A 9,678-nucleotide genomic window follows, 5' to 3' on the forward strand; every position below is an offset into this window, starting at 1 on the left:
TATTTTAAATCTGTATAATGTAACGAAAGGACCAAAGTTTATCTATAAAATAAATAAACTTTGGTCCTTATTATGTTTTTATTCGCGCACGAAATTAAGATGAAATTAGATGTTTTTTGTCTATTCTTTTACTCAATTAGAAAAGAGCGTAAAGTAGTTGAAAGCTATTGATGCTACGCAAGGGGATATTGTTTAAAGTAATCAGAACCTCATCGGTTGTTAAGTTATCACTTTAAATATATAATTAAATTTCATTAAAAAGATACTCTATTCAAAGTCCTTATTGGGTTTTTGAAGTGAAATATATACTATTTGAGGTGTGTGAAATGGGGAAATCTCGAGAGCAGACGATGGAAAATATCTTAAAGGCTGCTAAGAAAAAATTTGGAGAGCGTGGCTACGAAGGTACGAGCATACAAGAAATTGCAAAAGAAGCGAAAGTGAATGTTGCTATGGCCTCTTACTATTTTAATGGGAAAGAAAACCTATATTATGAGGTGTTTAAGAAATATGGTCTTGCTAATGAGCTACCCAATTTTCTTGAGAAGAATCAATTTGATCCTATCAATGCCCTTAGAGAATATTTAACGGTTTTTACTACACATATAAAAGAGAACCCTGAAATTGGATCATTGGCATATGAGGAGATTATTAAGGAAAGTGCACGATTAGAAAAGATTAAACCGTATTTCATAGGTAATTTTGAACAGTTAAAAGAAATATTACAGGAGGGTGAAAAGCAAGGAGTTTTTCATTTCTTCTCCATAAATCATACGATACATTGGATCACTTCTATTGTTTTATTTCCAAAGTTTAAAAAGTTTATTGATTCTTTAGGGCCAAATGAAACGAATGATACAAATCATGAATGGATGCCAGAAGACTTAGTGAACAGGATTGTTACTGCATTAACAGATAAACCTAACGTGTAAATTATTCAGTGTATATGAATTCTATTATTACTATTTAAAGCCTAATTTCTCAATGTATTGTAGAGAAATTAGGCTTTTTTCAACACGTCATTAAAGTATTTATAATTCAATGACTCAATTTGCTGATTATATTTTCAAGTATTCGTTTTGAGCTACATAGATATAGTTTTTGTTGCAACTGTTTGTTGAAATGCTTTATCATGCTCAACAATAACCATTGTGGGATTAAATTGTTGAATAAGCTCTTCGATTTGCATACGGGAATAGATATCTATAAAATTTAGTGGTTCATCCCATATATATATATGAGCTTTTTCACATAAGCTTTTAGCGATAAGCAGTTTTTTCTTTTGTCCACCAGAATAATGAGATATATCTTTCTCAAATTGAATTCGGTCAAAGTCCATCTTACGTAGGATGGATTTAAATAAGGTCTCATCAATCTTGTGCTGTTCAATAAAGTCTGATAGCGATCCCCTTAAATGAGAAGTATCTTGTTGGACATAGGAAATGATGAGTCCTGTACCTAAAATAACTAAGCCTGTATGCTGTATCGGATGTCCTAGAATTAGTTTTAGGATACTACTTTTTCCGCTCCCATTCGTTCCATCAAGTACAATTCGGTCACCTTGTTCAACTATGAAGCTAATCGAATCATTCACAATTTGGTTATTGTACTTAACGGACACATCAACCAAAGTAATCAATTCATTTGATTTAAATTGTAATTGTTCCAATTTTAAGGACTCAGTTTTCTCCACATTTTTTAGTAATTTTGACTTTTCTTCAATAGCTTTTTGTTGTCTTGATTCAAGGTTTTTTGCTCTTTTCATCATCTTGGCTGCTTTATGACCTACAAACCCCTTATCCAACTTAGAGCCTGAATTCCTCGTTCCATTTTTTGAAGCTTCCACATCATGAGACCAACTTGCTGAACGCTTGGAAGACTGTTTTAATCTCCCTATGTCTTTTTGTAGACGCTCATTTGTAGCCTCTTCGTGCTCTTGCTGTCTATCAAAATTTAACTTCCAAGAAGAATAGTTACCACTCTGAACTTCAATATTTGCTCTATTTATAGATAGGATATGGTCAACGCACCCATCTAAAAAGATTCTGTCATGTGAAATTAAAATAAATCCTTTTTTCTTCCTTAGATAATCAGAGACTATCTTTCGTGCATCAGTATCTAAATGATTTGTTGGTTCATCAATTAATAGGAATTGGCCCTCATTTAAAAACAGTGCAGCAAGCAACACCTTTGTTTGTTCCCCATTTGATAATGTTTTAAATGGTCTGTATATGACCTCAGCATCAACATTTAAATAGGATATCTCACGCAGAAATTCCCAATCTTCTGCTTGGGGACAAATTTCTTCAAGGATTTCATGAGTGAATTTGTTCTTATCTGCAACAGAGTAGGGGAAGTAATTGAATTCTACCGAAGCAAGGATTTTCCCACCATACTCATAATTCCCTAACAATAAATTAAAGAATGTCGTTTTACCTCGTCCGTTTCTACCGATAAATCCTAGCTTCCAATCCGTATCTATTTGGAAGTTTACACTTTCAAAAATATTATCAAAGCTACCTGGGTATGAAAAAGTTAAATCTTGGACTTTTATCATTGACATAATAATTCCTCCTTTATATATCGAAACGTTTCGTATAAAGTCGGAACATCCATCCATTTTTTAATTGCTCTATATAAGTTTGATGGATATTAACGACTTATATAGAGCATTACATGTGTAACAATAGTGTCTGAAGTACTCATTTTTCTCGCTCCTTTATTTGTTAGGTACATTTAACAATTAATAAGTTCCAACTAACATAAACGGGAATAAAAAAATCCCCCAATTGTAATCGGAAGGATTAGTCTTTCGTCTATACTTAATAAGTACTTATTAATCATTTGAATCATGACAAATAAAGTATGAACTGAATTTTAAAAATGGATAGACTAACCCTATATTTTGTAGTTTGAAGTTATAAAATTCAACTTAAAATATAAATTAGTTAATCATTATTCATCCATCATTCCTTTCATAATTCTATTTTTAGAGTAACATTCTTTTTAGAGAGATGCAATATCAGCTTCAGCTTCACCTAATCCTAGATTATTTATAATTCTTTGAGTAAGGAGGAAAGATGAAATTGACATCAATCTAAGTTGTAACTATAATTGTTACAGTTGGTTTCGAAAACTAATTCGAATTTCTATGTTAAAGATAGTATATTTTCATTCCTTTTTAAGTGTGACAGTTAGAAACTAACTATAATTCAATAGAGGATTAGATTTTATCTCATATTTAAAGAGTAGATAAGTTGTACAATCCAAATTTACGATGCACAAATACTTGAAAAACTACATTTTTTAACTGATCCTTTTTGGAATCCTCAGTATTGGAAATTGTAAAAATCTACAAAAAGTTAATAAGACTGTTGTATGTAGAAAAAAATCTTTTAAAAAGGTCATAATATGGATAATAGGTAGCACACATTTTAATTAGTAGGAGTTGTGCCACTATCAAGACATTTCTTAATAAAAGTATAGAAAAAACTCAAGAAGGTGAGTCCATTGCGTAAACATGCATATGTGCAATTTTATGTATTGATATTGGCTTTAATAGCTTATATAAGCTTTTGCTGTATATTTTTATTTGTTCTTCCGAATCATTATTTCGTATCAGATTTTAATATCCGGCTATCATCTTTAGTTGTTGAAACTACTGTATTTATTTCATTACTGTATTCTATATTATCCAGAAAAATTAAGTTAGGAGTATTCTGGATTTGCATAATTATTGCGATAGGGTGTTTCCTGATAGGAAATTTCATATCTGCTTTTCAAGTACTTAATGTAGAATTACCAATACAAAATTTTAGTATCTCTGATGTATTTTTGTTGTTTTTCTTATTTTTCTTTCTCTTTGCGTTTTTTTATAAAATTATGATGGAATGTAACAAATGGGAGAAAGCGTATTTACTTTGTGATTTATGCATTGTTGTTACTGCTATTTTTACATTAGAGTGGTACCTATTTAATAAACCTTCTGCAAATATCTTATTCTTTTCAATTGGAGATGTTTTTCTTTCATTTATTTTTCCGATTATAGATTTATTGCTTCTATTACTTGGAGTTACACTAATCTTTCGACCTGCTATTTTCAATGCAAAAAGTAAATTGTTTATTTTTATCCTAGTATTAACTGGATTGGCTATTACGGACTACTTATATTTTTACTTACAAGATGATTTGTCAGATCGTTCAGTTATATTATTAAGGTGTTTGTATAGAGTTTTCCTATTATTTATCGCTATTGCTGCTACAATTCCAAAGAATACTTCTTCTAAAAGAAATTATTTTATTGTCAATCCAACATTTGGAGAGAAACTTCTTGTCATATTTCCTTATCTTGCAGTTGCAGTCTTAATTGGCTTTACTTTGAAAGAACAAACTTCTTCAGCTACATTGATTACGGGAAATTGTATTGCTTTTGTATTTGTACTGATTCGTCATACAATTGTACGAATGCAAAACAAGGATTTAACCGAGGCCTTAAAAGTGTTTAATAATCAATTAGAACAAACAGTAACTCAAAGAACACGGGATTTAATAAACAAATCTAATGATTTGGTAAAAAATCAAGAGAGATTTAAGTCTTTATATGAGTATCATCCAGATCCTATTTTAACGATTGATTCAAATGGTATCGTATTAAATATAAACCAGGCTGGAAGTATGTTATTAGGAAAAGAAAGTGCTGCATTAATAGGGAAAGAGTGCTTCTCTATTTTTTTAGATGAAGATAAATCTGAATTGGAATCGGCTATAAAGAAAGGGAAACGATGTAGTTCATCTTCGTTACAGTTACGTGTGAAAAATAACAATGAGAAGGATATCCTCTTTTGGTATGTCACTATAGTTCCTATTATGATAGAAGGACAAACCTTTGGGAGTTATGTAATGGTAAAAGACATAACGAGGATGAAACAACAACAGGATGAGATAAATTATCTTGCATTCCATGATACGGTGACGGAGATTGGAAATCGTATATTCTTCCAACAAGAATTAGATAGATCCATTAAGCGTGCACAAAAAACACAGGATAAGTTCGGGCTCCTGTATATTGATTTAAATCGCTTTAAGACCATTAATGATACATTGGGTCATTCGATTGGTGACAGAGTTTTAAAAGAAGTTGCCAAACGTTTTAGGACATGTCTGTCACCGACTATTCCTCTAGCAAGAATAGGTGGAGATGAGTTTGCAATCATTGTCCATAACCAAACAGAGCAACAGCTATTGGATTTGTGTAAAACTCTATTTCGTATAACTGAAGAACCATTTGTAGTAAATCAGCATAGTTTTTACTTATCTCTTAGTATAGGAATAGCAGTGTATCCATTTGGAGGAATAAATACTACTACACTTTTACAACACGCTGATATCGCTATGTATAGCGCAAAGGAAAAAGGTAACAATGCTGTTTGTATGTATGACGAGACATTATCACAAAAAGTAACTCGTCGATTACGATTAGAACAGGATTTACCAAATGCAATTGAAAATAATGAGTTGTTTTTATTGTATCAACCACAAATTGATAGTAAGGCAGGTAAGGTTATTGGTGCAGAGGCTTTAATACGCTGGCAACATCCAGAGCTTGGGCTGATTTCTCCTTTTGAGTTTATACCTATCGCAGAAGAAACGGCGCAGATTATTTCAATTGGGAAGTGGACGTTACAGAAAGCGTGTCGACAACTGAAAGAATGGTATTCTGCGGGCTATTCAAATCTAAAGATGGGGATAAATTTATCAGCTATAGAGTTTGAACAGAAAGATTTTGTTCAAACAATGATATCTACCATAGAAGAGATAGGAGTACCTGCTAATTCAATTGATTTGGAATTAACAGAGCGAATAGCAATGGTAGATGAAAAAGAAACCTTATCGAAGTTAAAAGTATTAAAATCATATGGTGTACATTTATCAATTGACGATTTTGGTACAGGTTATTCTTCACTAGCGTATTTGCCTCTTTATCCAATTGATACTTTGAAAATTCCAAAAGAATTTGTTAATAGGATCGGAACTTTTACTGATGGAGATGAAATTATACAAACCATTATTTCACTTGCTCATACTTTAAACATGAAAGTGATAGCAGAAGGGGTAGAAACGAAAGAACAATTAACAGTGTTGCAACGTAATGCATGTTATCTAATTCAAGGCTATTACTACAGTAAACCTGTAAATGAAGATGAATTTATCGATTTTTTAAGTACAATGCAAAATGAATAAGTGAAAAATCAGTATCTGTATAAAGTAAAGTGAAAAGACGTTCTATCCATATGGATTTGAACGTCTTTCTTATGTTTATTTTCAGTAGTTGTGCAGCAAGGTTTCAGCCTTTGAAAGTAAAATAAGTATCTATATTCCTGGTATTTTGGGCTAATGGGATATGAGGTGAAAATTGCTTCTTGTGAAAACGCATTAGGGACAGCTTGTATATTCTTAAAGCAATTTGAAAAAGGATTAGCAGTTTGTATGGAATTAGGAAATGAAGAGTATGTATATCATTTCAATATTTTACGTTCTCTTAATGAAGATGAAGCAATTAAACTCTTAGAAGAAGTGAAAAAAGTATTTCTTACTTCGAAAAGCAAGGTTTATGGGATTTCGTAGAAGAATATGCAGATCTAAAAAAGGAAGAAATTATACAATAATCACATGCTATCATTTTTAATAGCTAATTAACAAAGGGACTCCAATTATGGAGTCCCTTTGTTAATGGGGTAATGCTCTGGTTTATCTAATTATAACAATATTTGTAAAAAATGTAAAGGGGTCCTAGTTTGGAGGGAGAATTATTTAATCTTTTTTATTTAATAAAAGGGATAATATTTAGTTATCTGCGCTTCTTAATTATGTTTTCTATCACAATTTGAAGTGAATTTCATTTAATCTTATTTATTTTATAGGAATTATAAGATATACTAAAAATAGGTGCAAAATGTACCATTTGAAAAAGAGTGCATCGCAAAAAGGGATCCGTAAAGGATTCCTTTTTTGTTTCTTTGAAAATGAAGCAATGTTCTAATTATCTCTTTCATTTTTATGAATGCGCTGCGATCTTATAAACTAAAAAGGCATTTTTGGAAAATTGCCATATTCCTGTAACAAAACAAAGGTATGTTATGTGTGTTAAATATAAAGAGAAAGAAGGAAAAGTTGTGAAAAAAATTTTGCCAATTGTTGCGTTATTAGGCATGATGAGTTTCGGAGTACAGGAAATGAATGTAAGAGCTGATACATACCACAAAGGCGATTCAAAAATTAGTTTTTGGGATTCGAAAAGAAAGGGTACTAATTTCATGAATAGTACGTCATTACCTGAAAACTATAAAAGTGCAAAAGAAGCTAATATTGAATATGTACGTTTAGCACCTGATAAATGGGCAAAAGATAAAGATTTTCTATTTGAGGATAAACCAGATACTTCTGGAAAGGATTTTCTGATAGGTAATGCAGATAACTATCAGGGATTAGTAAAGGAGGATTTCGAAAAATTAAAGGCGGATTTAGATGCCGCACAATCACAAGGAATGAAAGTTGTTCTTACAATGTTATCCTTACCTGGTGATCGATGGCGCCAATTTAATAATAACAAGAATGACGACAGAATATGGGAAGAAGAGAAGTATCAAGAACAAGCAAGTCAATTTTGGAAGGATCTTGCTCTGGAATTAAAAGATCACCCTGCGGTGGTTGGTTATAATATTATAAATGAACCACATCCAGAAACAGCTAAAAATAATAGATATAATGATTTTTGGACGGAAGATTATGAGAAATGGTATTCAACAGTGAAGGGAACGACAGCGGATTTAAACAGATTTTATCAAAAAGTAATCAATTCCATTCGTGAAGTAGACCAAGAAACACCGATTATTTTAGATTCAGGTTTATATGCTACTCCATGGGCCTTTAAATATTTAAAACCAGTAAATGATAAAAAAACCCTATATGCATTTCATATGTATGAACCATATGAATTAACGAGTCAAGGTGAAAAACAAAATAAGGAGTATCAATATCCAGGATTAGTAAAAGTAGGAGATTTAGAGAAACCTGTAATGTGGAATAAGCAGGGATTAGAGCAATTTTTGAAGCCAATCCAACAATGGTCTAAGAAAAATCATGTATCATCTAATCGAATTATTGCAGAAGAGTTTGGAATTAACCGTACTGTTCCAGGAGCTACCCAATACATGCAAGATCTTATTTCTATCTTCAACCAAAAAGGTTGGCATAAATCATTCTATGCATTTCGTGAAGACACATGGACAGGGATGGATTATGAATTGGGAACAGGAAAAATAAAATGGGATGAAGAGGGTAAACCAATGCGTCAAGATAATTCACTCTGGGAAGTAATAAAAAAAGATTTACAAGTACATAAATAGTTTAGAATATTTGTCCTAAGGACTAAATGTAAGCATCTAATTCAAATGGAATTAGATGCTTTTTTTCAAAAAAGGTGGAGGCTTAAACAAATGTGGTTGCAATTGTATTAACCTTTAAAGTGAAAAAAGTTTTATGAATTTTTTTGTGAGATCCGAACCCTTAAATGCTGAAAAATATTTACTTATTTCTCCAATTGGGTGTATTTCTCCAATTAGATGGAAGTTTAGAATACAGAATCAAAACATAATAGGCTGTTATCGATGAGTTTATCGTAAAGTTGTTATTTAATGTGTCATCAAATAACATTTATATACAATAATAAATAAAGAAAAGGAGATATTTATGAAAAAATATAGAGTAATAGACACAACTTAAATAGTATGAATAGTTTTGATTGTAAAAACATGAAGAAGAAAACAAAAAATCCTTAAGAGTACTAAGGAAAAATGAGGGAGATAATATGGGGAATAATTCAAAACATAAAACTAGAAAAATACTTGCAGCTACTGCTACAGTAACTATGCTTGCGACTGGAATGATTTCTTCATCAGATGTCTTTGCAGAGCAAAAGGAGCAGCAAAAAAATTTATCGACATCACTGCAAAGTGAAAAGTCAGTTAAATCAGAAAATAGAACATTTACAGTCCCAGGAAAAGGGGATGTTGAGGTATTAAAACAACAGGAAAGAAAAAGTATGGCATTTAGTCCGTACGAACCAACTGGTTTATATGCAAAGCCAAATGAACAAATAACGATTAATGTAGAAGGTAATCAAGATATTCAGGTATATATTGGAACGTATTCGTATGATGCTTCTTGGAGAGAAGATTCTAAGATAAAATCATTTACATTAAAACCTGGTATAAACACAATCCAATCTCCAAATGGGGGGATGATTTATTTTTATAATAAACAACCAGGAGATAGCATTCGAACAACAATTACAACAGGTGGAACGACTACGCCTTTCTTTGAACTAGGAAAGCATACGAAACAAGATTTAATAAACATGCTGGACCAGTATCCTAATGCACATGCAGTGGAGTTAAAAGGAGAACGTGTATTAATTACGGCCAGCCCTGCACGTGTTAAGAAATATTTGTTGGGTTCTAATACAGATCCTGTACAACTCTTAAAAAAGATGGATGAAGCTACTCGAATTCAAGACAAAGTAGCTGGATTATCTGAAGAACAGGTAGATAAACATTATGTTCATTACGTAGAAGAAAATCATTCTCCTGATTATTATATGTATGCAACTTCTTATCGAAC

General features: G+C 31.6%; 6 protein-coding genes. 5 read left to right on the forward strand and 1 reads right to left on the reverse strand.

The genetic code is table 11. The features are described from left to right. Positions 1-326 precede the first annotated feature (326 nt). On the forward strand, positions 327-932 hold the full coding sequence (hlyIIR, locus tag MRP26_RS25980) for a hemolysin II regulator HlyIIR (RefSeq protein WP_016080734.1): 606 nt from the start codon (positions 327-329) through the stop codon (positions 930-932). Positions 933-1,084: 152 nt separating this feature from the next. On the opposite strand, the gene MRP26_RS25985 is transcribed toward hlyIIR, so the two are convergent. Further along, on the reverse strand, positions 1,085-2,563 hold the full coding sequence (locus MRP26_RS25985) for an Lsa family ABC-F type ribosomal protection protein (protein ID WP_050844389.1): 1,479 nt from the start codon (positions 2,561-2,563) through the stop codon (positions 1,085-1,087). 947 nt (positions 2,564-3,510) lie between these two features. On the opposite strand from MRP26_RS25985, the gene MRP26_RS25990 reads away from it, so the two are divergent. The 4 genes from MRP26_RS25990 to MRP26_RS26005 all read left to right on the forward strand — a co-directional run. Further along, positions 3,511-6,240: a sensor domain-containing protein gene (locus tag MRP26_RS25990; protein ID WP_029442979.1), complete on the forward strand. Its 2,730-nt coding sequence runs from the start codon at positions 3,511-3,513 to the stop codon at positions 6,238-6,240. Between the two features lie 153 nt (positions 6,241-6,393). After that, positions 6,394-6,624, forward strand: coding sequence for a hypothetical protein (locus MRP26_RS25995; RefSeq protein ID WP_042969022.1), 231 nt, complete (start codon positions 6,394-6,396; stop codon positions 6,622-6,624). A gap of 512 nt (positions 6,625-7,136) precedes the next feature. After that, complete coding sequence (locus MRP26_RS26000) at positions 7,137-8,405, forward strand: glycoside hydrolase family 5 protein (protein WP_050844869.1); 1,269 nt, start codon at positions 7,137-7,139, stop codon at positions 8,403-8,405. A 461-nt stretch (positions 8,406-8,866) separates the two neighbouring features. Next, positions 8,867-9,678 (forward strand): M60 family peptidase N-terminal accessory domain-containing protein (locus tag MRP26_RS26005; protein ID WP_242807062.1); only part of this gene is annotated, 812 nt, incomplete at its 3' end.

It is taken from the genome of Bacillus sp. CCB-MMP212 (genome assembly GCF_022748145.1).
GTDB lineage: Bacteria > Bacillota > Bacilli > Bacillales > Bacillaceae_G > Bacillus_A > Bacillus_A cereus.